General features: G+C 72.3%; 24 protein-coding genes. 9 read left to right on the forward strand and 15 right to left on the reverse strand.

The window, feature by feature from the left end; genetic code table 11:
- Positions 1-34 precede the first annotated feature (34 nt).
- Both ASD10_RS00820 and ASD10_RS00825 read left to right on the forward strand, forming a co-directional pair.
- A complete protein-coding gene (locus ASD10_RS00820; protein WP_056603260.1) occupies positions 35-1,006 on the forward strand; it encodes a DMT family transporter in 972 nt (323 codons plus the stop codon).
- A 9-nt stretch (positions 1,007-1,015) separates the two neighbouring features.
- Positions 1,016-1,906: a diacylglycerol kinase family protein gene (locus tag ASD10_RS00825; protein ID WP_056603264.1), complete on the forward strand. Its 891-nt coding sequence runs from the start codon at positions 1,016-1,018 to the stop codon at positions 1,904-1,906.
- A 99-nt stretch (positions 1,907-2,005) separates the two neighbouring features.
- Here the strand turns inward: ASD10_RS00825 and ASD10_RS00830 are convergent, their stop codons facing one another.
- The 9 genes from ASD10_RS00830 to ASD10_RS00870 all read right to left on the reverse strand — a co-directional run bounded on the left by ASD10_RS00830 (position 2,006) and on the right by ASD10_RS00870 (position 11,137).
- Positions 2,006-2,419 carry a DUF3151 domain-containing protein gene (locus ASD10_RS00830; protein ID WP_056603268.1) on the reverse strand — a complete coding sequence of 138 codons (414 nt, stop codon included), beginning with the start codon at positions 2,417-2,419 and terminating at the stop codon, positions 2,006-2,008.
- 84 nt (positions 2,420-2,503) lie between these two features.
- Positions 2,504-3,523 carry a class II fructose-bisphosphate aldolase gene (fbaA, locus tag ASD10_RS00835; RefSeq protein WP_056603271.1) on the reverse strand — a complete coding sequence of 340 codons (1,020 nt, stop codon included), beginning with the start codon at positions 3,521-3,523 and terminating at the stop codon, positions 2,504-2,506.
- Between the two features lie 65 nt (positions 3,524-3,588).
- Complete coding sequence (locus ASD10_RS00840) at positions 3,589-4,953, reverse strand: FAD-dependent oxidoreductase (RefSeq protein ID WP_056603274.1); 1,365 nt, start codon at positions 4,951-4,953, stop codon at positions 3,589-3,591.
- 84 nt (positions 4,954-5,037) lie between these two features.
- Positions 5,038-5,661: a TrmH family RNA methyltransferase gene (locus ASD10_RS00845; protein ID WP_056603277.1), complete on the reverse strand. Its 624-nt coding sequence runs from the start codon at positions 5,659-5,661 to the stop codon at positions 5,038-5,040.
- On the reverse strand, positions 5,658-6,308 hold the full coding sequence (gene pyrE, locus ASD10_RS00850) for an orotate phosphoribosyltransferase (protein ID WP_056609745.1): 651 nt from the start codon (positions 6,306-6,308) through the stop codon (positions 5,658-5,660). The genes ASD10_RS00845 and pyrE overlap by 4 nt, the downstream gene beginning before the upstream one ends.
- Before the next feature lie 30 nt (positions 6,309-6,338).
- Positions 6,339-7,028 (reverse strand): sortase domain-bontaining protein, encoded by a 690-nt coding sequence (locus tag ASD10_RS00855; RefSeq protein WP_162248807.1) that lies wholly within the window; start codon positions 7,026-7,028, stop codon positions 6,339-6,341.
- Between the two features lie 193 nt (positions 7,029-7,221).
- Positions 7,222-8,379 (reverse strand): MFS transporter, encoded by a 1,158-nt coding sequence (locus ASD10_RS00860; RefSeq protein ID WP_162248808.1) that lies wholly within the window; start codon positions 8,377-8,379, stop codon positions 7,222-7,224.
- Positions 8,380-8,411: 32 nt separating this feature from the next.
- Positions 8,412-9,674 carry a DUF1501 domain-containing protein gene (locus tag ASD10_RS00865; protein WP_056603286.1) on the reverse strand — a complete coding sequence of 421 codons (1,263 nt, stop codon included), beginning with the start codon at positions 9,672-9,674 and terminating at the stop codon, positions 8,412-8,414.
- Positions 9,671-11,137 (reverse strand): DUF1800 domain-containing protein, encoded by a 1,467-nt coding sequence (locus ASD10_RS00870; RefSeq protein WP_162248809.1) that lies wholly within the window; start codon positions 11,135-11,137, stop codon positions 9,671-9,673. Before ASD10_RS00870 ends, ASD10_RS00865 begins: the two co-directional genes overlap by 4 nt.
- 200 nt (positions 11,138-11,337) lie before the next feature.
- Here ASD10_RS00870 and ASD10_RS00875 point away from each other — a divergent pair, with 200 nt between their 5' ends.
- Entirely contained in the window at positions 11,338-12,495 is a 1,158-nt protein-coding gene (locus tag ASD10_RS00875; RefSeq protein ID WP_082555938.1) for a pyridoxal phosphate-dependent aminotransferase, read from the forward strand.
- A gap of 16 nt (positions 12,496-12,511) precedes the next feature.
- Here ASD10_RS00875 and ASD10_RS00880 read toward each other — a convergent pair whose 3' ends face one another.
- Positions 12,512-14,023: a SulP family inorganic anion transporter gene (locus tag ASD10_RS00880; RefSeq protein WP_056603292.1), complete on the reverse strand. Its 1,512-nt coding sequence runs from the start codon at positions 14,021-14,023 to the stop codon at positions 12,512-12,514.
- 156 nt (positions 14,024-14,179) lie between these two features.
- Between ASD10_RS00880 and ASD10_RS00885 the strand changes: the two genes are divergently transcribed.
- Positions 14,180-14,563: a MerR family transcriptional regulator gene (locus ASD10_RS00885; protein WP_056603294.1), complete on the forward strand. Its 384-nt coding sequence runs from the start codon at positions 14,180-14,182 to the stop codon at positions 14,561-14,563.
- On the opposite strand, the gene ASD10_RS00890 is transcribed toward ASD10_RS00885, so the two are convergent.
- Positions 14,560-15,147: a TetR/AcrR family transcriptional regulator gene (locus ASD10_RS00890; RefSeq protein WP_056603296.1), complete on the reverse strand. Its 588-nt coding sequence runs from the start codon at positions 15,145-15,147 to the stop codon at positions 14,560-14,562. The genes ASD10_RS00885 and ASD10_RS00890 overlap by 4 nt on opposite strands.
- Positions 15,148-15,170: 23 nt before the next feature.
- Between ASD10_RS00890 and ASD10_RS00895 the strand changes: the two genes are divergently transcribed.
- Together ASD10_RS00895 and ASD10_RS00900 are read left to right on the forward strand one after the other, a co-directional pair.
- On the forward strand, positions 15,171-16,361 hold the full coding sequence (locus tag ASD10_RS00895; RefSeq protein WP_056603298.1) for an MFS transporter: 1,191 nt from the start codon (positions 15,171-15,173) through the stop codon (positions 16,359-16,361).
- A 33-nt stretch (positions 16,362-16,394) separates the two neighbouring features.
- A complete protein-coding gene (locus tag ASD10_RS00900; RefSeq protein ID WP_056609748.1) occupies positions 16,395-16,829 on the forward strand; it encodes a YdeI/OmpD-associated family protein in 435 nt (144 codons plus the stop codon).
- 10 nt (positions 16,830-16,839) lie between these two features.
- Here ASD10_RS00900 and nhaA read toward each other — a convergent pair whose 3' ends face one another.
- The 3 genes from nhaA to ASD10_RS00915 form a co-directional block, all read right to left on the reverse strand.
- Positions 16,840-18,126, reverse strand: a complete 1,287-nt coding sequence (gene nhaA, locus ASD10_RS00905; protein ID WP_082555940.1) for a Na+/H+ antiporter NhaA — start codon at positions 18,124-18,126, stop codon at positions 16,840-16,842.
- A gap of 84 nt (positions 18,127-18,210) precedes the next feature.
- The gene (locus ASD10_RS00910; protein ID WP_056609750.1) at positions 18,211-18,474 is read right to left on the reverse strand and encodes a metal-sensitive transcriptional regulator; all 264 of its coding nucleotides are present in this window, start codon (positions 18,472-18,474) and stop codon (positions 18,211-18,213) included.
- 17 nt (positions 18,475-18,491) lie between these two features.
- The gene (locus ASD10_RS00915; RefSeq protein ID WP_056603304.1) at positions 18,492-18,890 is read right to left on the reverse strand and encodes a DUF302 domain-containing protein; all 399 of its coding nucleotides are present in this window, start codon (positions 18,888-18,890) and stop codon (positions 18,492-18,494) included.
- 134 nt (positions 18,891-19,024) lie between these two features.
- On the opposite strand from ASD10_RS00915, the gene ASD10_RS00920 reads away from it, so the two are divergent.
- Together ASD10_RS00920 and ASD10_RS00925 are read left to right on the forward strand one after the other, a co-directional pair.
- Entirely contained in the window at positions 19,025-21,178 is a 2,154-nt protein-coding gene (locus tag ASD10_RS00920) for an MMPL family transporter (protein WP_056603307.1), read from the forward strand.
- Between the two features lie 202 nt (positions 21,179-21,380).
- Positions 21,381-22,421, forward strand: a complete 1,041-nt coding sequence (locus ASD10_RS00925) for an alcohol dehydrogenase catalytic domain-containing protein (protein ID WP_056603310.1) — start codon at positions 21,381-21,383, stop codon at positions 22,419-22,421.
- Here the strand turns inward: ASD10_RS00925 and ASD10_RS00930 are convergent.
- On the reverse strand, positions 22,408-22,887 hold the full coding sequence (locus tag ASD10_RS00930; protein WP_056603313.1) for a MarR family winged helix-turn-helix transcriptional regulator: 480 nt from the start codon (positions 22,885-22,887) through the stop codon (positions 22,408-22,410). The two genes, ASD10_RS00925 and ASD10_RS00930, sit on opposite strands and share 14 nt — an antisense overlap.
- Before the next feature lie 83 nt (positions 22,888-22,970).
- Here ASD10_RS00930 and ASD10_RS00935 point away from each other — a divergent pair, with 83 nt between their 5' ends.
- Positions 22,971-23,792: an alpha/beta fold hydrolase gene (locus tag ASD10_RS00935; RefSeq protein WP_056603316.1), complete on the forward strand. Its 822-nt coding sequence runs from the start codon at positions 22,971-22,973 to the stop codon at positions 23,790-23,792.
- Positions 23,793-23,810 lie beyond the last annotated feature (18 nt).

Here is a 23,810-nt window from a genome sequence, read left to right on the forward strand (position 1 = left end):
ACACCTTACAGGCAACGCCTTAGTGTCACATGCCATGACAGCCGTGACCCATGACATCGAGCTCGCCGGCTCGTCCCGCACCTCGTCCGGGATCGCCTTCGCGGTGGCCGGCGCGGCGTCGTTCGCGATGTCGGGCCCGATGGCCAAGGGGCTCATCGCGGCCGGATGGTCGCCCGGGTCCGCCGTCACCGTCCGGGTGCTGCTCGCCGCGGCGATCCTCGCGGCACCGGCCGCCGTCGCCCTGCGGGGTCGCTGGCACCTGCTGCGCGCCAACCTCTGGCTCGTCGCCGCCTACGGCCTGGTCGCCGTGGCGGGCGTGCAGCTCGCCTACTTCAACGCGGTCGACCACCTGCAGGTCGGCGTCGCGCTGCTGATCGAGTTCACGTGCCCCGTCGCGGTGCTGGCGTGGATGTGGTGGCGCCACCACCAGCGTCCGTCGCGTCTCACGGCGATCGGCGCGGTGCTCGCGATCGCGGGGCTGTTCCTGGTGCTCGACCTGACGTCGGGCGCCGCGATCGACCTCGTCGGGCTGGCGTGGGCCTTCGCGGCCATGGTCTGCGCCGCGGTCTACTGGGTCATGTCGGCCGACGAGGACAACGGCCTGCCCGGCATCGCCCTGGCCGCCGGCGGCCTGACGTTCGGCGGGCTCGCGCTGCTGCTCGGCGGGATCGTCGGCATCATCCCGCTGGCCGCCTCGACCGCCGACGTCGAGCTCGCCGGCTCGATGTGGCCGTGGTGGGGGCCCATGCTCGTCCTCGGCGCCGTGACGGCCGGGCTCGCCTACGTCCTCAGCATCGAGGGCAGCCGCCGGCTGGGCTCGCGCCTCGGCTCGTTCGTCGGGCTGGCCGAGGCCGTGTTCGGCGTGGCGTTCGCGTGGCTGCTGCTCGCCGAGACGCCCCGGGCCGTCCAGCTGCTCGGCGGGGCGCTGATCCTGCTCGGTGTCGTCGGGGTCAAGCTGGGCGAGCCCCGGCTCGACGCACCTGCGGCGCCTGGCACGGCCCCGTAGGGTGCGGGGGTGCCCTCTCTCCTCGCCATCGCCAACGCCGACGCCGGCAGCTCCGACGACGCCGCGGTCGACGAGGTGGTCGCGGCCCTCTCGGGGGACGTCGACGTCGAGCTCGTGCGGACGTCCAGCCCCGACGACCTCGCCGAGGCGCTCGCGAGCCGGCCGGCGCTCGACGGCGTCGTCGTGCTCGGCGGCGACGGCAGCCTGCACGCCGTCGTCCAGGCGATCCGCGACGCCGGCCGCCTCGCCGACCTGACGGTCGGGCTGGTGCCGCTCGGCACCGGCAACGACTTCGCCGCGACGCTCGGCCTGCCCGAGGAGCCCGCCGCCGCGGCGCGGGTGGTCGTCAGGGGCACCACCAAGGCCATCGACCTCGTGATCGACGGTGACGACGACGTCGTCGTCAACGCGGCGCACATCGGCATCGGTGCGGAGGCGGCCGCGGCGGCCAAGCCCTACAAGAAGGCGCTCGGCCCGGTCGGCTACGCCGTCGGCGCGGCCATCACGGGGCTGAAGGGCCTCACGACGCCCGGCGCGCGCCTGCGCGTCACGGTCGACGGCCAGACCCTGACCCGCAAGGAGCCCGTCATCCAGGTCGCGATCGGCAACGGCCGGTACGTCGGCGGCGGCGCCCCCCTGCTGCCGCGCGCCGATCCGTCCGACGGGCTGATCGACGTGTCGGTGTCGTACACCGAGTCGCCGCGACGACGCATCGCGTACGCGTTCAGCGTCCGCCGCGGCGAGCACCACCGCCGCGACGACGTCGTCTACCTGCGCGGCAGCACGATCGAGGTGCAGGGCGACGCGCTGCGGTGCACCAGCGACGGCGAGCTCACCGAGGCGTCCACGCGCCACGCGTGGCGCATCGAGCCGGGCGTCCTGACGATGTACGTCCCCTGACGCCCCACCCTCCGCGGTTCACCACGGTCCCGTGGTGAACCGCGTCCGCCCGGGGGAAGGCTCCCCCGGGCGGACGCGGTCTGCCGCGGTCGGACGGTCTCAGGCGGTGCGGGTGACGAGCTCGGCGTAGGCCTCGGGGCTCGACTCGTGCAGGAACTCGCGGCAGCGGTGCGCCTCGCCCTCGTCGCCGAGGCGCTCGGACGCGTCCGCCAGTGCGGCGAGCGAGCGCAGGAACGCGCGGTTGGGCTCGTGCTCCCACGGCAGCGGACCGTGGCCCTTCCAGCCGTTGCGGCGCAGCAGGTCGAGCGAGCGGTGGTAGCCCGTGCGCACGAAGGCGTAGCCCTCGAGGTCGCGGCCCTCGGCGAGCGCGAGCTCGGCCAGCGTGACCCAGGCGAGCGCCGAGTCGGGGTGCAGCGACGCGACGGTCTGCGGGCTGTCGCCGGCGGCGAGCTCGGCAGCGCCGGGATCTTCGGGCAGGAGCGTGGCGGGCGGTTCGCCGAACAGGTTCGTCATGCCCTCATCCTGTCAGGCCCGCCCAGATCCCCAGGTTCACCCCGAGAACTTCCGGGGTGAACCTGGGAATCGGCGACCCGGGGGTCAGAGCGAGGTGCCGGCGCTCCGCAGGGCCGTGCACGCCTCGGCCACGCGGGCGGACATGCCGGCCTCGGCGGCCTTGCCCCACGCGCGAGGGTCGTACTGCTTCTTGTTGCCGACCTCGCCGTCGACCTTCAGGACGCCGTCGTAGTTGCTCAGCATCCAGCCCGCGATCGGACGCGTGAACGCGTACTGCGTGTCGGTGTCGACGTTCATCTTGACGACGCCGTAGTCGACGGCCGCCGAGATCTCCTCGGGCAGCGAGCCCGAGCCGCCGTGGAACACCAGGTCGAAGGGCGACTCCTTGCCGTACTTGCCGGCGACGGCCTCCTGCGCGGCCTTCAGGATCTCGGGCTTCAGCGTCACGTTGCCGGGCTTGTACACGCCGTGGACGTTGCCGAACGTCAGCGCCGTCAGGTAGCGGCCCTTCTCGCCGAGGCCCAGCGCCTCGGCCGTGGCCAGCGCGTCCTCGGGCGTCGTGTAGAGGTGCTCGCCCATGCCACCCTCGACGCCGTCCTCCTCGCCGCCGACGATGCCGATCTCGACCTCGAGGATGATGCGGGCGGCAGCGGCGGCGGCCAGCAGCTCCTGCGCGATCTGCAGGTTCTCGTCGAGCGGCACGGCCGAGCCGTCCCACATGTGCGACTGGAAGTAGGGCAGTCCGCCGGCGTCGACCCGCTCCTGGGAGGCGGCGATCAGCGGACGCACGAAGTCGTCCAGCTTGTCCTTGGGGCAGTGGTCGGTGTGCAGCGCGACGTTGACCGGGTACTTCTTGGCGACCTCCTGGGCGAACGCCGCGAACGCGAGCGAGCCGGAGACCATGTTCTTGACGGTCGGGCCCGAGAAGTAGTCGGCGCCACCCGTCGAGACCTGGATGATGCCGTCGCTCTCGGCCTCGGCGAACCCGGCGAGGGCGGCGTTGATGGTCTGCGACGACGAGACGTTGATCGCCGGGTAGGCGTACGACTCGCGCTTGGCCTTGTCGAGCATCTCGGCGTAGACCTCGGGTGTGGCGACGGGCATGCGAACTCCAGTGGGTAGAGGGGGCGGCCCCGCCAGTATTCCAGTTGATCCGTGTCGGGGACGGACTACCCTGCGAGCGCCTTGACGGCGGCCCGCGCCGCGACCTGGATAGGGCTCCACACCGACGAGAACGGCGGCGCGTACGCGAGGTCGAGCATCACGACGTCGTCGACGGTCATGCCCGCGACGACGGCCGTGGCCGCGACGTCGATGCGCAGCGCAGCGTCCTCGGCGCCGACGATCTGGGCGCCGAGCAGCCGCCGGGTCGACCGGTCGGCGACCATCAGCACCGTCATGCTGCCGGCCCCCGGCATGTAGCCGGCCCAGTTCGACGTCTCCTTCGACACCACGACGGGGTCGAAGCCGGCGTCGCGCGCCTGCTTTTCGCCCAGACCGGTACGGGAGATCTCGAGCGAGCAGAACTTGGTGATCGCGGTCTGCACGACGCCCGGGAACGTCAGCCGCGGCTCCTCGCCCAGCAGGTCGGCGGCGAGGCTGTCGGCCGCGACCATGCCCTGCTTGTTGGCGTGCGTGCCCAACGGCAGGTGGATCAGCTCGCCGGTGGTGCGGTCGCGCGTGACGACGCAGTCGCCGGCGGCCCAGATGTCGTCGAAGCCCTCGACCCGCTGACGGTCGTCCACGACGATGCCGCCCTTCGCGCCCAGCGGCAGCCCCGCGTCGTCCGCGAGCGACGACCGCGCCGATACCCCGAGGCCCAGGATCACGAGGTCGGCCGGCAGGGTGCCGTCGTCGGTCTCGACCCCCGCGACGCGGCCCGAGTCGTCGAGCGCGAAGCCCTCGACGTCGACGCCGGTGCGCAGGTGGATGCCGCGCTTCTTCATGGCCTCGGCGACCTGGTCGCCGAGCTCGGCCTCGATGATCGGCATGACGGTCGGTGCCCGCTCGACGACGGTCGTGTCGAATCCGCGCGCGACGCACGCCTCGGCCATCTCGAGCCCGATGTAGCCGCTGCCCACCACGACGACGTGCCGCGGCTGCTTCGCGAGCTCGTCGAGGATCACCTGGCCGTCGTCGAGCGACTGGACGCCGTGGATGCCGTCGCCGTCGATGCCCGGCAGGTCGGGGCGCAGGGGCTCGGCACCCGTCGCGATCACCAGCCGGTCGTACGGCACGGGATCGCCGTCGCGGACCGACACGGTCCGTGCCGCGGGATCGATCGCGGTCGCCTCGACGCCCAGGCGGACGTCGATGCCGTTCTCGCGGTGCTTCTCCGGCGATCGGGCGACGAGGTCGTCGGCCGAGTCGACGTCGCCGGCGACCCAGTAGGGGATGCCGCAGGCCGAGTACGACGTCCAGGTGCCGCGCTCGAGGACGATGACCTCGTCGTCGTCGCCGAGGCGCTTCCGCACGCCCGACGCGACCGACATGCCGGCTGCGTCCCCACCGATGACGACCACGCGAGAGCTCATGCGTCGAGCCTAGGGGCACCCCGCGAGTGGCGCAGGATGGTCGGCTGCCGCACCGCGGCCCGCCAGCCCTGCGCCGCTCGCGGGTCAGGGCGTGGCGTGCTGGCGGATCCAGGCGTGCATCGCGATCGCGGCGGCGGCGCCGGCGTTGATCGACCGCGTCGACCCGAACTGCGCGATCGACAGGGTCTGCTCGCTGACCTCCCGCGCCTCGGCCGACAGGCCCGGACCCTCCTGGCCGAACAGCAGGACGCACGCCGCGGGCAGCGTCGCCGACTCGATCGGCACCGATCCCTCGACGTTGTCGATGCCCAGCACCGGCAGACCCTCGCCGGCGGCCCACCGCGCGAAGACGTCGACCGACTCGTGGTGCCGCACGTGCTGGTACCGGTCGGTCACCATCGCGCCGCGACGGTTCCAGCGCCGGCGGCCCACGATGTGCACCTCGGCCACCGCGAAGGCGTTGGCCGTGCGCACGATCGAGCCGATGTTGAAGTCGTGCTGCCAGTTCTCGATCGCGACGTGCAGGGGGTGCCGGCGTCGGTCGAGGTCGGCGACGATCGCCTCGAGCGTCCAGTAGCGGTAGCCGTCGACGACGTTGCGCCGGTCGCCGCCGGCCAGCAGCTCGGGGTCGTAGTGGTCGCCCGCTGGCCACTCCCCCGGCCACGGCCCGACGCCCACCGGCTCCGTGGGCCCGGTCGGCTCGCTCATGCGGAGACGCCGAACTCCTCGCGGTAGGCCCGCACGGATCCGAGGTGCTCGGCGTGCCGTCCGGTCTGCTCGACGAACTCGATGATCTGGTCGAACGTGATGATCGAGACGACCGGCACGCCGAAGTCGCGTGCGACCTCCTGGATCGCCGAGAGCTCGCTGTCCGCCCCCCGCTCCTGCCGGTCGACCGCGACGACGATGCCCGCCAGGGTGGCCCCCGCGGCGGACACGATCTGCTCGACCTCGCGGATCGCGGTGCCGGCCGTGATGACGTCGTCGACGACCAGCGTGCGGCCCCGCAGCGGGGAGCCGACGATCGACCCGCCCTCGCCGTGGTCCTTGGCCTCCTTGCGGTTGAAGCACCACGGCACGTCGAGGTCGTGGTGAGCCGACAGCTGCACCGCCGCCGCCGACGCGATCGGGATGCCCTTGTAGGCCGGGCCCATCAGGACGTCGAACGCCAGACCGCTCTCGACGATGGCGTCGGCGTAGAACCGACCGAGGTCCGCGAGCCGGGCGCCCGTGTCGAACAGGCCCGCGTTGAAGAAGTACGGCGACGTGCGCCCCGACTTGAGGGTGAACTCGCCGAAGCGGAGCACCTCGAGATCGAGGGCGAGCTCGATGAAGTCGCGCTGGTAGTCGTGCATGGGCACCACCCTAGGCCCCGGTGCGGACGGTCAGAGGGCCGTGACGATCTTGCCGGTGCGCTTGTCCTCGGTGGAGACCAGGTCGCCGATCACGACGCTGCGGTTGCGGGTGTGGAACAGCTCGGAGCACGTCAGCATCGTGATGACCGCCTCGGTCGGACGCTCGCCGGCCGCGTCGGGGTCGGGCACGCGCTGCAGCGGCCAGCCGACCGAGAAGTCGACCGTGATGGACGTGCCGGAGTTGCGCAGCTTGTACGTGAAGATCCTGCGGCGCGTCTCGACGACGACCTCGTCGCCCTTCTTGAGCTGGGGGAACTTGGTGAACGGCTCGCCGTGCGTGACGCGGTGGGCCGCGATCGCGAAGTTGCCGATCTCGCCAGGGTCGGCGCTCTTGGGGTCCCAGCCGACGCCCGAGGCCAGGGCCTTGTCGCCGAAGCCCTTCACGATCGGCTGCTCGTAGTCGCGGCCGAACCGCTCGACGCGCAGCAACCCGACGTCGTCGCCGTCGACGCCGTTGTCCCAGCTGCTCGAGATCGCCTGCTTGACCTCGGCCTGCTTCTGCTTGGCGATGACGTTGGTGCCGTAGTACTGCCACGCGCAGAACAGCAGGAAGCCGATGCCGGCCAGGATCATCGCGATGCCCAGCAGCAGGACGATCCGTCGCACCGGCCCCGGACGGGACGGTCGCGGTGGCCCGGTGGGCGCGATCGTGGCGGTCATGGGTTGGATTCTCCCATCCGGGACGCCGCCGTGCCCGGCCGTCGAGAATTTCTCGGCGATTTTCCGCAATCGCCTGCGCGGCTTGCGCGGCCCCTCTATCATCGGAGGTGCAGGGTCGGTGTGCTTCACGCCGTCGGCGCCTGTTGTCGGCCCACCGTTTCACCCCCCGAGAACGGTGGGCCGACTTATGTCCTCACACCGGTCGACCAGAGCGAGTCGTCCGGAACGAGCGGGCCGTGAGCAGGACGACCGGGACGGTCACGAGCGGGATCACGAACGCCCACCTCAGGTGGTCCGCCGTCGCCGCGGCCCCGATGAGCCCTCCCCCCAGGATCGCGCCCAGGTAGTTGGCGATGTTCATCCGCGCGATCGCGACGTCGCGGGCCGCGGGCGGCACCGCCGCCGCGAGCGCCGCGAACGCCAGCGGCGCGAGGATCGCCAGGCCCAGACCCGTCACGAAGAAGCCCGCGATCGCGACGACCGGCAGGGGCGAGACCACGACCGTCAGCAGGCCCGCGAGGCCGATGCTCGTCCCGATCGTCACGACCGCGGCGGCCCCCAGCCGGCGGACGACCAGGTCGCCGCCGAAGCGCGAGACCAGCGCGCCGGCCTGGTAGGCGCCGTAGGCCAGCGGTGCGACGGACGTCGAGGCGTCGAGGGCGTCCTCGAGGTAGACCGTGCTCCACGTCAGGGTGCCGGTGTCGGCGGCGTAGAACACCAGCACGACCAGGCCGAAGACCAGCACCGGGCGCCACGGCAGGTCGAGTCCGGCCGACGACAGCCCGGGGTCGTGCTCGCGCGCGTCGACGAAGTGGGGGGCCGCTGCGGTCGAGACGAGCCACGTCACGGCGGCCACGGCGGCGAGGGACGCCGCGAACGGCACGTCGATCTCGGCGACGCCCGCGGCGTACAGCGCCCCGACGATGCCGCCGACCGACCACAGGCCGTGGAAGCTCGCCATGATGCTGCGGCCGTGGGCCTCCTGCACGCGGACGCCCTGCATGTTCATGCCGGCGTCGACCGCACCGACGCCGAGCCCGTAGACCACGAACGCCACCGCCAGCAGGGGGGTCGACGGCGCGAGCCCGACCAGCAGGGCGCCGGCCCCGATCGTCAGCAGGGCGATGCGGAAGGCCACCGCGCTGGAGCGGCGCTCGGCGACGACGCCCGCCAGCACGCTGCCGACGCCCGACACGACGGCGACCAGCACGAGGATCGCCGTCAGTCCGCCGTCGTCGATGCCGAAGCGGTCCTTGATGCGCGGGGCCTGCGTCACGATCGCGGCGAACACCAGCCCCTGCAGGAAGAATCCCGCCGCCACGGCACCGCGGGTCCTGCGAAGGTCGCTCATCCGCGTCATCGTAGGCCGCAGGAGGGGCAGCGTCAGCGCATGAAGCCGAGGGGCGCCCGCGCGACCCCCGGGAAGACCTTCGAGAGGTCGAGCGACGAGAAGCGCGAGCCCAGCACCTCCATCAGGACGGCGCGGTAGTCGGTCGTCATGGCGAGGTCGCCGTCGACCTGCTGGACGGTCCCGAGACCGGGCCAGCGCGCGTAGTAGCCGCCGACGACTCCGGCGCCGAGGGCCAGGACGGCGTTGCCGTAGCCGTGGTCGACGCCCCGCGAGCCGTTCTCGGTGAGCCGGCGGCCGAACTCGCTGAGCGTCACGACCGTGACCCGAGAGGCGTCCGGACCGAGGTCGGTGAAGAACGCCGCCAGGCACGCCGCGAGGTCGGCGATGCTGTCCTTGACCCGCCACTGCAGGTCGACGTGGTGGTCCCAGCCGCCGGCGTCGACCGCGACGGCCTTGACGCCGACCTTGGCCCGGATGAGCCCGGCGGTCGAGCCGAGCGCCTCGCCGAGCGCCGAGTACTTCGGGTACGTGACGCCCGACGGCGCGCCAGCACCGACGGCGCTCGCGATGTCGGACGCACGACGGCCGAGCGTCAGCGCGTCGACGCCGGCGGGCCCGAGGGGGCCTTGGTGGCCGGCGTACTGCGCCTGCAGCGACGACGACACCCGCTGCATCATCGTCGCGTCGGTGTGGAACGGCAGCTGGAGGTCGTCGAAGCCGCCGGTCGCGAGGCTCGGGGCGGGGCCGACGAGCGATGTCGGGGTGACGGTCGACCCGATCTGCATGCCGTCGAACAGGTCGGGCGCGGCCGACAGGCCCGAGATCATCCGGTTGATCCAGCCGATGCGCGCCGAGCTGCCGGCGTCGGCGTCCTCGAGCAGCTCCATCGCCTCGAAGTGGCTGCGGTTGGGCGACGGCAGACCGATCGCGTGCAGCCCCGCGACCTGTCCCGCGGCCCACATGCCCTGCAGCGGCGCGAACGACGGGTGCAGGCCGAACGTCGCGTTCGGGCGCAGGAGCCGGTCGTACGCGATCGACGTCGTGGGCCGGGCCGCGTAGTAGGCGGGCTCGGCGTGCGGCACGATCATCGACAGCCCGTCGGCGCCGCCGCGCAACGACACGACGACCAGGATGTTGCCCTCCGTGGCGCCGTAGACCGTCGACGTCAGGACGTCGCCGAACATCGAGGTCGTGACGCCCGCCATCGCGGCGAGGCCCGCGGCCTTCAGGATCGATCGCCGGCTCACGCCGTAGTCGTCGCAGCCGCAGACGTCGTCGTTCGGCACCGTGCTCATCGGAGCATCCCCTCGGGAGCGTTGAGGACCGAGCCGCGCACGACGGTCCACGTCCAGTCGGAGACCGCGGTCGCGTCCTTGAAGCTGCGGCCCTCCGTCGTGTTCAGGGCGTCGGCGACGCCCTTGCGCAGCGCGGCCGTCGCGGGGCGACCGAGCAGCATGCGCGACTGGTGATCGGTCAGCTGGCCCAGCGTCTGGGGCCACGCGGCCGGCATCAGCTCGGCGCGCGCCGGGATCGAGACGTCCTTGGCCCCCCACCAGTTGCCGGCCAGGGCGTAGTGGATGTTCCAGCTGCGGACGATGCGGGCCGGCGACGTCCACGTCGTCGACGTCTCGGGGAAGCCGTCGGGGCGGGGCCAGTCGAACTGCTTCTGGCCCACGGTGCCGCTCATCCAGACGACGTGCCGCGCGAACGCCGCGTCGTCGTCGGCGGCGACGGGCCTGGTGCCCAGCACGCGGGCGCAGTTGACGACGTCCTCGGTCGGGGTGCGGACCTTGAGGCCCGCCGAGGCTGCGAACTCGGGGTGACGCACCAGGGCGCGCAGCGTCGCGCGGATGTCGGTGTCGGACGCCCGGTAGGCGTCGGCGACGGCCGTCACGATCTCGTCGGACGGGGTGTCGGAGACGAACCGCAGGCACAGGCGTCGCGCGAGCCGCCGGGCCGTCGCGGGGTGCCGGGCCAGGTGGTCGAGGTACGCCGCGACCACGGGACGTCCGTCGGCCTGGGCGTTCGGGTGCGTGAAGTCCATGACCGAGACGGCGCCGACGTAGTGGTCACGCGGGTCGTAGGAGGCCGCGTACCCGTCGAACACCTTGACCTTGAAGCCCGTCAGGATGCGCGCCGAGCTCTTGACGTCGGCCTCGTCGTAGCCCGCGGGGCGTCCGACGGTGTACAGCTCGAGCAGCTCGCGCCCGAGGTTCTCGTTGATGCCGTTCTTGGTGTTGGACGAGTTGTTGAGCCAGCCCGACATCGCGGGGTGGACGATCGCCTCGCGCAGCATCAGCCGGAAGCGGCCCAGCGCGTGGCGGCGGATCACGTCGTCGAAGGCGGGGCGCCACGGGAACGACCGGTCCTCGCCGGCGGGGATGTAGAGCAGGTTCGACCAGAAGTCGGCCATGACCTCCTGCACCTGGCGGCGGGCGACGATCTTGCGGGCGAGGGTGTAGCTCGACAGGTCGTAGCCGAAGTCCCACGCGCTCTTCTCCTCGCGCGTCACCCGGGCCCAGGCCGCGTCCGGCGTGTCGGCCAGCAGCGGGAACCACGACCTGACACGCGTGCCCGCCGTGTCGACGAGTCGGGTCGGCGCGAGCTGGCGCTCGAACCACTGCTGCCAGCCCCCGGCGGCCCGCAGGTCGGTCACGACCTGCTCGTCGACGCCGAACGTGAAGCGGCTCGCGACCAGCTGCTGCCGCGCGTCGAGGGTGGTCGGCACGGAGGCGGACGACAGTCGTGTCGCGCTCACGGCGATCCCCTTCGGACGGTCCTCCCACGGTCGTGCCGACCCACTGCGACGTCGGGGCTCCCGTGCCCGACGTCCGGCGCCACGAGGGACTCCCGACCCTCGGCACCGGTCCTGCATGACCTGACCTGGGCCCAGCGTAGGACCGGGGAGGGTCGCCCGCACACGAATCGGCCGAGGACGTCCGCGGATACAGTCGGGGGGTGAAGACCTCCAGCACGCGGATCGCCGGGCTCGGGACGACGATCTTCGCCGAGATGAGCGCCTTGGCCGCCCGGACGGGTGCCGTCAACCTGGGGCAGGGCTTCCCCGACACCGACGGCCCGGACGACGTCGTCGACCGAGCCGTCGACGCCCTGCGATCGGGCCGCAACCAGTACGCGCCGGGCGCGGGGGTGCCCGAGCTGCGCGCCGCGATCGCCGCCCACCAGGGCCGCTTCTACGGCCTGACCGTCGACCCCGACGACGAGGTCGCCGTCACGACCGGTGCGACCGAGGCGATCGCCGCGGCCCTGCTGGGCCTGGTCGACCCGGGCGACGAGGTCGTCGTGCTGGAGCCGTACTACGACTCGTACGTCGCGATGATCCAGATGGCGGGGGCCGTCCGGCGCCCCGTGACGTTGCGCGCGCCCGACTTCCGTCTGCCGGTCGACGAGCTGCGGGCCGCCGTCACGCCCCGCACGACCGCGATCCTGCTCAACTCGCCGCACAACCCGACCGGCACGGTGCTCGACCGCGCCGAGCTCGAGGCCGTCGCGAGCCTCGCGATCGAGCACGACCTGGTCGTGATCAGCGACGAGGTCTACGAGCACCTGACGTTCGACGGCGTGCCGCACGTCCCGATCGCGACGCTGCCCGGCATGGCCGAGCGCACCCTGACGATCTCGAGCGGCGGCAAGAGCTTCTCGTTCACGGGCTGGAAGATCGGCTGGGCCACGGGTCCCGCACCGCTCGTGCGGGCGGTGCTCGGTGCCAAGCAGTTCCTGACGTTCACGTCGGGCTCACCGTTGCAGCCCGCGATCGCGCACGCGCTCGACGCCGACGACGACTACTTCGCGGCGTTCACGCAGCGGCTGCAGTCGCAGCGCGACCTGCTGAGCGCCGGGCTGGCCGACATCGGCTTCGACGTGTTCGTGCCGCAGGGCACGTACTTCGCCACGACCGACATCCGTCCGCTCGGCTTCGACGACGGGATCGACTTCTGCCGGTCGCTGCCCGAGCGGGCGGGGGTCGTCGCCGTCCCGCAGCAGGTCTTCCACGACGACGTCGAGGCGGGCCGCCCCCTGGTGCGGTGGGCGTTCTGCAAGCGTCCCGAGGTGATCGCCGACGCCCTCGAGCGGCTCGGCGCCCTGCGCCGCTGAGCCCGCGGCGCCGCCCTCAGTGGCCGGACAGCCCGCCCGTCAGGCGTCCGTGGCGCTCGGCGCTGGCGGGGTCCAGGCCGACGATCTCGACGGTCTTGCCCTTGCGCTCGTACTTGGTCGTGATGGCGTCGAGCGACGCGACGGTCGAGGCGTCCCAGATGTGCGACCGCGACAGGTCGATCACGACGTGCTCGGGGTCGTCGACGTACTGGAACTGCGTGTAGAGGTCGTTGCTGGAGGCGAAGAACAGCTCGCCCGTGACGGTGTAGACCGCCTGGGGCGCGCCGTCGGGGCCGGTGCCGACGCTGCGGTGGGTCTCGGTGAGGTGCGCGACCCGGCGGGCGAACAGCGTCATCGCGACCAGCACGCCGACGCCGACGCCGATCGCCAGGTTGTGCGTCAGGACCGTCACGACGACCGTCGCCACCATGACGGCGGTCTCGCTCTTGGGCATCCTGCGCAACGTCGACGGCTGGATCGAGTGCCAGTCGAAGGTGCCGACCGACACCATGATCATGACGGCGACGAGGGCCGCCATCGGGATCAGCGCGACGACGTCGCCGAAGCCGACGACGAGGACGAGCAGGAAGACGCCCGCGAGGAACGTCGAGATGCGCGTGCGGGCACCGGACGCCTTCACGTTGATCATCGTCTGGCCGATCATGGCGCAGCCGCCCATGCCGCCGAAGAAGCCCGTGACGACGTTGGCGGCGCCCTGGCCCCAGGCCTCGCGGGTCTTGTCGGAGTGCGTGTCGGTGATGTCGTCGACGAGCTTGGCGGTCAGTAGCGACTCGAGGATCCCGACCAGCGCCATCGCGACGGCGTACGGCGCGATGATCTGCAGCGTCTCGAGGGTGAACGGCACGTCGGGCACGAACCAGGCCGGGAGGCTGTCGGGCAGCTTGCCCTCGTCGCCGACGTCGGGCACGTTGATCGCACCGACGACCGTGAACGCGGTCAGCGCGACGATCGCGACCAGCGGCGCGGGGATCACGGCGTTGATGCGCGGGAAGCCGACCATCACCGCGATGCCGACGGCGATCATGGGGTAGACGGCCCACGGGACGTCGATCATGTGGTCGATCTGCGCCTCGAAGATCAGGATCGCCAGGGCGTTGACGAAGCCGACCATGACCGAGCGCGGGATGAACCGCATGAGCTTGGCGACGCCCAGCACCGCCAGGACGACCTGGATCACTCCGCCGAGCAGCACCGTCGCGATGAGGAAGTCGAAGCCGTGCTCCTTCATGACCGGCGCGATGACCAGGGCGATCGCTCCGGTCGCGGCCGAGATCATGGCCGGCCGGCCGCCGAGGAACGAGATCGCGACGGCCATCGTGAACGAGGCGAACAGGCCGACCCGCGGGTCGACGCCCGCGATGATCGAGAACGAGATCGCCTCGGGGATCAGCGCGAGCGCGACGACGAGGCCGGCGAGCACCTCGGTGCGCAGCAGCTTGGGCGACCGAAGTGCGTGCAGGACGCTGCCCTCGGCGTGGGGGGATCGGGGGGACGTGCGAGGTGACACAGGCTTCTCCTGGGACGCGCCCGTGGGCGCGAGGTCGTGTGCGGGGGCGGCCGCGCGATGGGCCACCATGGTGGTGCCGGCGATGCGCCGGCGAAGTCTGGACACAACTCTACCGCAACGTAAGGGTTGGTCCACAACCGATGGTGGAGGACGTCCATGGCGATGCACATCGGCGAGGTCGCGGCCCGCACCGATCTGTCGCTGCGCAGCCTCCGGCACTGGGAGGACGTCGGGCTGGTCGTTCCGTCCGGGCGTTCCGAGGGAGGCTTCCGGCTCTACGCCGAGGAGGACGTCGAGCGGATCCTGTTCGTCCGTCGCATGAAGCCCCTGGGCTTCACGCTCGACGAGATGAAGGCCGTCATGGCCGATCTCGCCGCCCTGCGCGACCCGGGCGCCGGTGCCGACGACCGCGCGCGGGCCGGCGAGCACCTCGCGGACGTGCAGCGCGACGCCGCCGAGCGGCGCGCCCGGCTCGAGCGCCAGCTCGCGATGGCCGACGAGTTCCTGGGCCTGCTCGCGACCGAGCTCGACGCGCCCTAGCCCCGGGCCCGTCCGTTCGCCCACGCCGCGTCGAGCAGGGCGACGGCGACCGAGCGGGCGACGGACGTGTCGAGGTCGTCCCGCCGCAGCCGCATCGCCAGGTGGCCGCTGACGACGAGCAGCAGCTGCTCGGCGACGGCGGACGCCGCGCCGTCGCCGACGACCGGTGCCGCGCGGTCCCGCAGCCCGTCGCGCAGGGTGTCGGTGTCGCGCGCGAGGGCCAGCACGATCTCGTCGGGCGGGTCGAGGTACTCGGCCGCCGCCCCCAGGAAGGCGCACCACCGGGCGCCGAGCGGGCGCGCGCCGAACCGGTCGAGGGCGTCGAACACGGCCAGCAGCGCGTCGCGAGGCGTCGCCGCCTCGTCGGCCGCGTCGCGCCACACGTCCATCCAGGCGCGGTGGCGGCGTTCGAGCGTCGCCGCCACGAGGGCCTCCTTGCTGGCGTAGCCGCGGTACATCGTCGCGGCCGAGACCCCGGCCCGCGCCAGCACGGCGTCCACCGGCGTGAGGTTGATGCCCTGCGAGAAGAACAGCTCGTCGGCCGCGTCGAGCAGCCTGGTCTCGGTGGAGGTGCGCAGGGGCATGGTCTCAGCCTAGACTCGACGAAGTGAAACGTACGTTTTTATTTGAGGGAGCCCGCCCCGCAGCCCTCGTCGCGTCGGGCCTGGGACTCGTCGCGGCGACCTACGGCCTCGTCCGCCTGGCGTACGGCCTGTTCCTGCCGGACGTCCAGGCCTCGCTCGGGCTCGGGTCCACAGCGTCGGGACTGATCTCGGCCGGCGCGTCCGTCGCCTACTGCGCCGGCGCCGCCGCGGGGTTCGTCTGGGCGTCCTCCCGCCCGAGGCGGTTGATCGTCGCCGCGATCACCGGTGCGGCGGTGGGTTCTGCCGGCATGGCCGCGGCTCCGGGCCCGTCGGTGTTCGGGATCGCCGCCGTGCTCGCCTCGACGGGGGCCGGGCTGGCCTCCCCCGCCCTGGTCAGCATCGTGCGGCGGACCGTCGCGGCGACCGACGACGCGCGGCACCAGGCCGTCGTCAACGCCGGAACCGGACCGGGCCTGGTGGGCGCAGGCCTGCTGGCCCTCGTCCTGCTGCCCGACTGGCGGCTCGCCTGGTACCTCGTCGCAGGGTCCACCGTCGCCGTCGGTGCCGCCGTGCTGCTGCTCGACCGGGGTCGGGACGCCCCCACGGACGGCGGACGACGCCCGCTGCCGTCGCGCGCCTGGCTGGCGTCGCACCGTGCGCCGATCGCGTCCGCCCTGCTGATGGGCGCGGGATCGGCGGCCGTCTGGAGCTTCGGCCGCACCCACCTCGTCGCGGCGGGCGTCGGCGAGCAGGCCTCGGTGCTGGCATGGATCGCGATCGGCGTCGGCGGCACCGCGGTGGTCGCCTCGGCCGGGCCCATGGGGTCTCTCTCCCCGCGCGCCGCCTGGTGCCTCACGACCCTGGTGACGGGAACGGCCACCGCGACCATCGGGGTGTCCACCGGCGCACCGGCGCTTCTGGCGTGCGTCGCGTTCGGCTGGGGCTACACCGCGGGCAGCGGCGCGCTCATCGCGTGGACGACCGCGATCGACCCGCGCCACGCACCGTCCGGCACGTCGATGCTGTTCGTCGTGCTGGTGCTGGGCCAGGCGCTCGGCGCGGCGGCGCTCGGCGGCGCGATCCCGGCGACGGGATCGTCGGCAGCGTTCGTGGCGGCGGGCACGGTGGCGCTGCTCGCTGCCGTCGCGCCCTTCGCACCGTCGGCACGGACGGGCTCACCGAAACCGAAGGTGGCGGCGGGCACCCGCGCCTAGGATTCGTCCCACGGGATCGAGGAGGTGCTCGACGTGGTCACGTTCACCACACGACTGCTGCAGATGGGCAACAACGTCGGCATCGAGGTGCCCGAGGACGTGGTCCTGGGCTTCGGTGCCGGTCATCGCGTGCCCGTGACGGTGACGCTCAACGGCCACACGTACCCCTCGACGATCGCCACCATGGGCGGTCGCTTCCTCGTCCCGGTGTCCAGGGCCGTCCGTGAGGCGGCAGGGGTCGCCGGGGGCGAGGATCACGACGTGACGCTCCGGCACGACACCTCGCCGCGCCGCCCCGACCTGCCGGACGACCTCGCCGCCGCGCTCGACTCCGCAGGACTGCGAGAGGCGTTCGACGCACTGCCGCCCGGACGTGCGAAGGAGCACGTCCGGACCGTCGTGGACGCCAAGAAGGCGGCGACACGGGCCGCGCGGGTGCAGAAGGTCGTCGACGCCCTCTCGGGCTGAGGGGACGACCTCAGGTGCCGTACACGTCGGGCACGCCGTCACCGTCGGCGTCGATCGCCTCGCGCTCGGCGATGCGCGCATAGACCTTGTCGCGGCGCCGCAGCACGACCGCCGCGAGGACCGCCGCGAGGAGCGATCCGGTGAGGACCCCGACCTTGACGTGGTCGTCACGATCTGACCCGAGCCCGTAGGCGAGGTCGCCGATCAGCAACGACACCGTGAAGCCGATCCCCGCGAGGACCGCGACGCCGAACACGTCGGTCCACGCCAGCTCGTCGTCGAGACGGGCGCGGGTGAAGCGGGCGAACAGCGCCGTGGTGCCGAAGATGCCGACGGTCTTGCCGACGACCAGGCCCGCGATGATGCCGAGGGCGATGGGATCGCGCAGGGCCTCCGACAGACCGGACAGGCCGCCGACGGCCACGCCCGCGGCGAAGAAGGCGAACACCGGCACCGCCACGACCGTCGACAACGGACGGACGAGGTGCTCGAAGTGCTCGGCCAGGCCGATGCCGTCGCCGCCGTCGCGACGCAGCACCGGCACCGCGAAGCCGAGCAGCACGCCCGCGACCGTCGCGTGCACGCCCGACTCGTGCATCAGCGCCCAGGTCGCGACCGCCAGCGGCAGCAGGAGCCACCACGAGCGGATGCGCCGCTGCACCGCGACGGCGAACAGGGCCAGCGGCACCAGCGCCGCCGCGAGGTACCCGACCTGCAGGTCGGACGTGTAGAAGATCGCGATGATCGTGACCGCCAGCAGGTCGTCGACCACGGCGAGGGTCAGCAGGAACGTCCGCAGCGCCACGGGCAGGTGCGAGCTGACGACGGCCAGCACGGCGAGCGCGAACGCGATGTCGGTCGCGGTCGGGATGGCCCAGCCGCGCAGGTCGGAGCCTCCGCCGGCGTTGACCGCGACGAACACGAGGGCCGGGACGGCCATGCCGCCGACCGCGGCGACGACCGGCAGCGCAGCCCGGCTGGGATCGCGCAGGTCGCCCGCGACGAACTCGCGCTTGAGCTCGAGACCCACGACGAAGAAGAAGATCGCGAGCAGGCCGTCGGCGGCCCAGGTCGCGAGCGTCAGGTCGAGGTGCAGCGCCGACGGACCGATGCGCGTCTCGGACAGACGTTCGTACGACCCACCGGCGGGCGAGTTGGCCCACACCAGTGCGACGACGGTCGCGACCAGCAGCAGGGCGCCCCCGACGGTCTCCTTGCGCATCAGCTCGGCGATGCGCTGCGCCTCGGGCCAGCTGCCGCGGGACAGCAGGGAACGGGACGAGCGGTGGTCATTCACGAGAACGGGCTCCAATGGGGGTCGACGACGTCATGCCGACCAGACTTCCCGGCGCACCTCACACCAGCCTACCGGAACGCCCCCTCACGCCAGGCTCAGGAAGAGCTTCTCCATCTTCTGGGCGTCCACCCCACCGAGACCGTCGCCCTGGGCGATGCAGTGCTGCATCCCGGTCGAGACGATCGCGTAGCCCGCGCGCGAGAGCGCCTTGTTGACGGCCGCGAGCTGCGTCAGGACGGACTCGCAGTCGGACCCCTCCTCCATCATCCGGATGACGCTGCCCAGATGTCCGTGCGCGCGCTTCATGCGGGTGATGATGGCCTTGATCTCGGCGGGGTCCAGGCCCATCGCCTCCGCGTCGGCCATCAGGCGTTCCCGACCAGGCGGAGCAGCTCGGTGAGGCGGCGGCGCGCGTCCTCGGCGACGTCCTGCAGCGCGGCGCCCCCCGGCGCCATCGTCGTCATGACCCGTGGATCGAGCGTCTCGACGATCGTCTCGTCACCGTGCGCGCGGACGACGACGTTGCACGGCAGCAGGGCCGCGACCGACGGGTCGGCCTGGGTCGCGGCGTGCGCGAGCTCGGGCCGGCAGGCGCCGAGGATGATCTGCGGCTCGACGTCGACGCCGAGCTTGGCCTTGAGGGTCACCTGCATGTCGATCTCGGTCAGGACGCCGAAGCCCACGTCGGGGAGGTGTCGACGCACCAGGGCGACGGTCTCGTCGTACGTCCTGGTCGTCGCGGTGGTCATGGTCATCGATGTCATGGTCGCTCCTCGTGCTCGGGGGTGTTCACACCGATCCTACATCCCCCCTGGGGGATGTGTTACGGTCACGTCATAACCCCCCGGGGGGTTGTCACATCCACCACACGACACCCGAACCTCGCAGGACGGACCCCATGACGACGACCTCGACTCCCCCACGGCTCGACACCTCCGCGACCCGGCCCGGCCCCCTCGGACGACTCGGCCTGTGGCTCGTCGCGCACGCCCGTCTCGTCACCGCGGGGTGGATCCTGGTCGTGGTCGCCCTGGGTGTCTTCGCCCCACGGGTCGAGAGCGAGCTGTCGGGCGCGGGCTGGCAGGCGGACGGCTCACCGTCCGTCGAGGCTCGCGAGCTCGCCCGCACCCACTTCGGCGGTCAGGCCTCGTCGGCCATCCAGGTCGTGGTGCACCGCGACGACGGCCCCGTCACCGAGGGACGGGGCGCCGAGGTGATCGCCGCCGTCACGGCCCGGCTCGAGGCCGAGCCCCGCATCGCCGACGTCGTCGCGCCCCAGGCCGGGGCGACCCTCAGCGCCGACGGACTCACCGCGATCGTCATGGCCGGGGCCGGCGTCGACACGAACGAGATGGTGCGGGTCGCGACCGATCTCAAGCAGCCGCTGCAGGATCTCTCCGGCGACGGGATCGAGGTCGACCCGACGGGCTCCTCGCTGCTGTGGTCCGACTTCAACGAGGCCAATCTCGAGGCGATGCTGACGTCCGAGATGATCTCGTGGCCCCTGACCCTGACGATCCTCGTCATCGCCTTCGGCGCGCTCGTGGCGGCCGGCCTCCCGCTGCTGCTGACGCTGGCCGGCCTGGTCGCCTCCGCCGGCTCGCTCGTGCTGATCAACGAGCTCGTGCCCGTCTCGATCTGGGCCATGAACTTCGCGATGATGTTCTCGCTCGCCCTGGGCATCGACTACGCCCTCTTCCTCGTCGTCCGCTACCGCGCCGCCCGGATGGGTGCGGGGCTGACGGCACGACGAGCCGTCGCCGAGACGATGGACACCGCCGGCAAAGCCGTGCTGCTGTCCGGGCTGACCGTCCTCGTCTCGCTGTCGGCGGTCATGCTCGTCCCCTCGCCGTCGTTCCGCTCGATGGCCGGCGGCATCATGATCTCGGTCGTGTTCGTCCTGGCGGCGACGCTGACCCTGCTGCCGATCGTGCTGTTCGCGCTCGACCGCCGCATCGACCGCTTCTCCCTGCCATGGGTCACGACGGGCCAGCACCGGTCGCGTCGCTTCGCGGCCTGGGGCGAACGGCTGTGGCAGCGACCCGCCGCCTGGGGCGCCGCCTCCGTGATCGTCCTCCTCGCGCTCACCTCGCCCGTCGTCGGCCTGAGGACCTCGATGCCGTCGATCGGCGTCCTGCCGGACGACGCCTCGGCACGCGTCGGGTACGACCGGGTGCAGGACGCCTTCGGCGACGGCGCGCCGGGCACGCTCCAGGTCGTCGTCGAGGCGTCGCAGGCCGAGGCCGCCTCGAGCGTCCTCGTCTCCGATCCCGGCATCGCCGGGGCCCAGCCCGCACGGCTCGCGACCGACGGCTCCGGGCTCGCGATCGTCCAGGCCGTGCCCACCGTCGACCCGTCGGACCCGGCACTGGCGACGACGGTCGACCGCCTGCGCTCCGAGCTGCCCGACACGGCTCTGGTGGGAGGCGCCGCCGTGGAGAACATCGATCTCAAGAGCCAGCTCGACCGGTCGACCCCGCTCGTGATCGGCGTCGTGCTCGCCCTGGGCTTCGTGCTCCTGCTGGTCGCCCTGCAGGCGCCGTTGATCGCGCTGCTCGGCACGCTCGTGAGCCTGCTGTCGACCGCCGCGGCCTTCGGTGTCGCACGACTGGTCTTCCAGGACGGCTGGGGCGCCGGGGTCCTCGGCTTCGAGAGCCAGGGGTTCCTCGACGCGTGGGCGCCGGTCTTCTTCTTCGCGATGATCTTCGCGATCGCGATGGACTACACGGTCTTCCTGCTGGCCTCGGCCAAGGAGCACTACGAGCGGACGGGCGACCCGAAGGAGGCGATGGTCGGCGCCCTCGCGCACTCCGGCCGGGTGATCTTCGCCGCGGGCGCCGTCATGGTCGTCGTGTTCTTCACCTTCGCCCTGTCCGGCCCGCTGCCGCCCAAGGAGATGGGTGTCGTCCTGGGCGTCGCGGTGCTGCTCGACGCGTTCGTCGTCCGGCTGGTGCTGCTGCCCGTGCTGCTGCGACTCACGGGCCATGCGGCCTGGTACGCCCCCGCGTGGCTGCGGCGGGCACTGCCCACCATCACCTTCGCGCACCACTGACCAGAGGAGAGACCATGTGCAGACCCGTCCGGTGCAGGACGTGCGGCAGGACGACGTGGGCCGGGTGCGGCCAGCACGTCGCCTCGGTGAGGGCGATGGTGCCGGACGAGGAGTGGTGCACGGGCCACACCGGCCCCGACGCACCCCGGTGGTGGCAGCGTCTCCGACGATGACCGCCGAGGCCGCCCCTAGGCTGGCCGTCATGCGCGCCGTGATGTTCGACGAGTTCGGTCAGCTGCCCCGCGTGGTCGAGGCTCCGGCTCCGACCTGCCCACCCGACGGCGTGGTCGTGCGCGTCGCGTCCACCGGGCTGTGCCGCAGCGACTGGCACGGCTGGCGGGGCCACGACGCCGGCATCTCGCTGCCGCACGTCCCGGGTCACGAGCTGGCCGGGACGATCGCCGAGGTCGGCGAGCAGGTCACGTCGTGGACGGTCGGCGACCGCGTCACGACGCCGTTCGTGATCGCCTGCGGCGTCTGCGCGTCGTGCCGCCGCGGCGACCACCAGGTCTGCGACGACCAGCGTCAGCCCGGCTTCACGGGGTGGGGGTCGTTCGCCGACCTCGTCGCGATCGAGCGTGCCGAGGTCAACCTGGTGCGCATCCCGTCGGCGATGTCGTTCGACGTCGCGGCGAGCCTGGGTTGCCGCTTCGCGACGGCGTACCGGGCCGTCGTCCTCGTCGGGCGGGTCACCGACCAGGAGTGGGTCGTGGTGCACGGGTGCGGCGGCGTGGGCCTGGCCGCCGTCATGGTCGCGGCGTCCCGCGGCGCGCGGGTCGTGGCGGTCGACGTGTCGCGGGCGTCGCTCGAGCTCGCGGCGTCGGTGGGGGCGACGACGCTGCTCGACCCCCGCGAGATCGACGTGCCGTCGGTCGTCCGCGAGCTCACGGGCGGTGGCGCCGACGTCTCGATCGACGCGATCGGGCACGAGGCCGTCGTGACGCAGTCGCTGGCGAGCCTGCGCACGCGCGGGCGCCACGTGCAGATCGGGCTCGTGGCCGGTGCCGGCGCACCGCTCGCCGACCTCATCGGCACCGTCATCGGCTCGGAGCTGCAGGTGCTCGGCAGCCACGGCATGGCCGCGCACGACTACCCGCCGATGATGGACGAGATCGCCGCGGGACGGCTGCGTCCGGACCTGCTGATCCGCGAGGCCATCGGTCTCGACGACGTCCCCCACCGCCTCGCGGGTCTCGACGAGCTCGGATCGGGTGCCGGAGGGGCCACCGTCATCCGGCTGTGAGCCCACCGCCGTCCCGCACCCGGGCGGTCATGGCCTGCTCGACCCTGCGCAGCGTCGTCTGCAGGTCGCGCAGCTCGTCGGGCGTCATGCCGAGGTCGTCGCGGATCGTGCACTGCACCTCGTCGGACGCGGCGTGGACCGCCCGGCCGGCGTCGGTCAGCGTCAGCCGCACCGATCGACGGTCGGCCTCGTCGTGCTCGCGGACCAGCAGCCCGCTGCCCTCCATGCGGCGGATGATCGGCGTCAGCGTCGCGTGGTCGAGGCGCAGGGCCTGCGCGACGCCCTTGATCGTGCTGGGTCCTGCCGAACCGAGGTGGAGCACCACGAGGTACTGCGGATAGGTGATGCCGTGCTCGTCCAGCACGGGGCGGTAGCGGCGCGTCATGGCCCGGGACGCCACGTAGAGGTCGAAGCAGACCAGCGCGTCGAGCGCGTCGTCGACCTGCTCGGGGGTACTGCGCGTCATGCCTTCTCCCGGCTTCGAGTTGTGACGTCTCCGCCCCGGTGGCAGATTGTCTAGTGCACAAGATATCTCACCGAAGGGGCATCATGGCTGACATCGACGTCAACAACATCTCGCTGCACATCACCGACTCCGGAGGCGACGGTCGTCCCGTCGTCCTGATCCACGGCTGGCCGCTCTCGGGCGCCTCGTGGTCCGAGCAGGTCCCGGCGCTCACCGAGGCCGGCTACCGCGTCATCACCTACGACCGCCGCGGGTTCGGCGAGTCCGACAAGCCCGAGTCGGGCTACGACTACGACACGTTCGCGGCCGACCTCGACGGCCTGCTGACCTCGCTCGACCTGACGGACGCCTCGCTCGTGGGCTTCTCGATGGGCGGCGGCGAGATCGCCCGCTACATCGGCACGAACGGCACCGACCGCCTGCACTCGGTCGTCTTCGCCGGCGCCGTCCCGCCGTACCTGCTCAAGACCGACGACAACCCCGACGGCGGCCTCGCCGAGTCCGACGTCCAGGAGATGGAGGACGGCGCGCGCACCGACCGCGAGAACTTCCTCGACGGGTTCACGACGAACTTCTTCAGCGTCGACGGCGAGCTGAAGGTCACCGACCAGCAGCGTCAGGACGCCATCGCGCTCGAGCAGCACGCTCGTGACGAGGCGCTGGTCGCGTGCATCGGCGCATTCGGCCGCACCGACTTCCGTGACGACCTGACCAAGGTCGACGTGCCGACGCTCGTCATCCACGGCAACGGCGACGCCGTCGTCCCGTTCGAGGTCTCGGGCAAGCGCACCGCCGAGGCCATCTCGGGCAGCGAGCTCGTCGTGGTCGAGGGCGCACCCCACGGCTTCAACGTCAGCCACGCCGCCGAGTTCAACGCGGCACTGCTGGACTTCCTGAAGAAGTAGTCCCGAGCACGACCGGAG

It is taken from the genome of Aeromicrobium sp. Root472D3 (genome assembly GCF_001426485.1).
In the GTDB taxonomy this organism is placed as follows: Bacteria; Actinomycetota; Actinomycetes; order Propionibacteriales; family Nocardioidaceae; genus Aeromicrobium.

What these genes read in the sequence shown, in the direction of transcription:
- ASD10_RS00820 (WP_056603260.1), top strand. Translation starts at nt 35, where the DNA reads ATGACAGCCGTGACCCATGACATCGAGCTCGCCGGCTCGTCCCGCACC.
- ASD10_RS00830 (WP_056603268.1), bottom strand. Translation starts at nt 2,419, where the DNA reads ATGACGAACCTGTTCGGCGAACCGCCCGCCACGCTCCTGCCCGAAGAT.
- fbaA (WP_056603271.1), bottom strand. Translation starts at nt 3,523, where the DNA reads ATGCCCGTCGCCACACCCGAGGTCTACGCCGAGATGCTCGACAAGGCC.
- ASD10_RS00840 (WP_056603274.1), bottom strand. Translation starts at nt 4,953, where the DNA reads ATGAGCTCTCGCGTGGTCGTCATCGGTGGGGACGCAGCCGGCATGTCG.
- ASD10_RS00845 (WP_056603277.1), bottom strand. Translation starts at nt 5,661, where the DNA reads ATGAGCGAGCCGACCGGGCCCACGGAGCCGGTGGGCGTCGGGCCGTGG.
- pyrE (WP_056609745.1), bottom strand. Translation starts at nt 6,308, where the DNA reads ATGCACGACTACCAGCGCGACTTCATCGAGCTCGCCCTCGATCTCGAG.
- ASD10_RS00855 (WP_162248807.1), bottom strand. Translation starts at nt 7,028, where the DNA reads ATGACCGCCACGATCGCGCCCACCGGGCCACCGCGACCGTCCCGTCCG.
- ASD10_RS00860 (WP_162248808.1), bottom strand. Translation starts at nt 8,379, where the DNA reads ATGAGCGACCTTCGCAGGACCCGCGGTGCCGTGGCGGCGGGATTCTTC.
- ASD10_RS00865 (WP_056603286.1), bottom strand. Translation starts at nt 9,674, where the DNA reads ATGAGCACGGTGCCGAACGACGACGTCTGCGGCTGCGACGACTACGGC.
- ASD10_RS00885 (WP_056603294.1), top strand. Translation starts at nt 14,180, where the DNA reads ATGGCGATGCACATCGGCGAGGTCGCGGCCCGCACCGATCTGTCGCTG.
- ASD10_RS00890 (WP_056603296.1), bottom strand. Translation starts at nt 15,147, where the DNA reads ATGCCCCTGCGCACCTCCACCGAGACCAGGCTGCTCGACGCGGCCGAC.
- ASD10_RS00910 (WP_056609750.1), bottom strand. Translation starts at nt 18,474, where the DNA reads ATGGGCCTGGACCCCGCCGAGATCAAGGCCATCATCACCCGCATGAAG.
- ASD10_RS00915 (WP_056603304.1), bottom strand. Translation starts at nt 18,890, where the DNA reads ATGACATCGATGACCATGACCACCGCGACGACCAGGACGTACGACGAG.
- ASD10_RS00920 (WP_056603307.1), top strand. Translation starts at nt 19,025, where the DNA reads ATGACGACGACCTCGACTCCCCCACGGCTCGACACCTCCGCGACCCGG.
- ASD10_RS00925 (WP_056603310.1), top strand. Translation starts at nt 21,381, where the DNA reads ATGCGCGCCGTGATGTTCGACGAGTTCGGTCAGCTGCCCCGCGTGGTC.
- ASD10_RS00930 (WP_056603313.1), bottom strand. Translation starts at nt 22,887, where the DNA reads ATGACGCGCAGTACCCCCGAGCAGGTCGACGACGCGCTCGACGCGCTG.
- ASD10_RS00935 (WP_056603316.1), top strand. Translation starts at nt 22,971, where the DNA reads ATGGCTGACATCGACGTCAACAACATCTCGCTGCACATCACCGACTCC.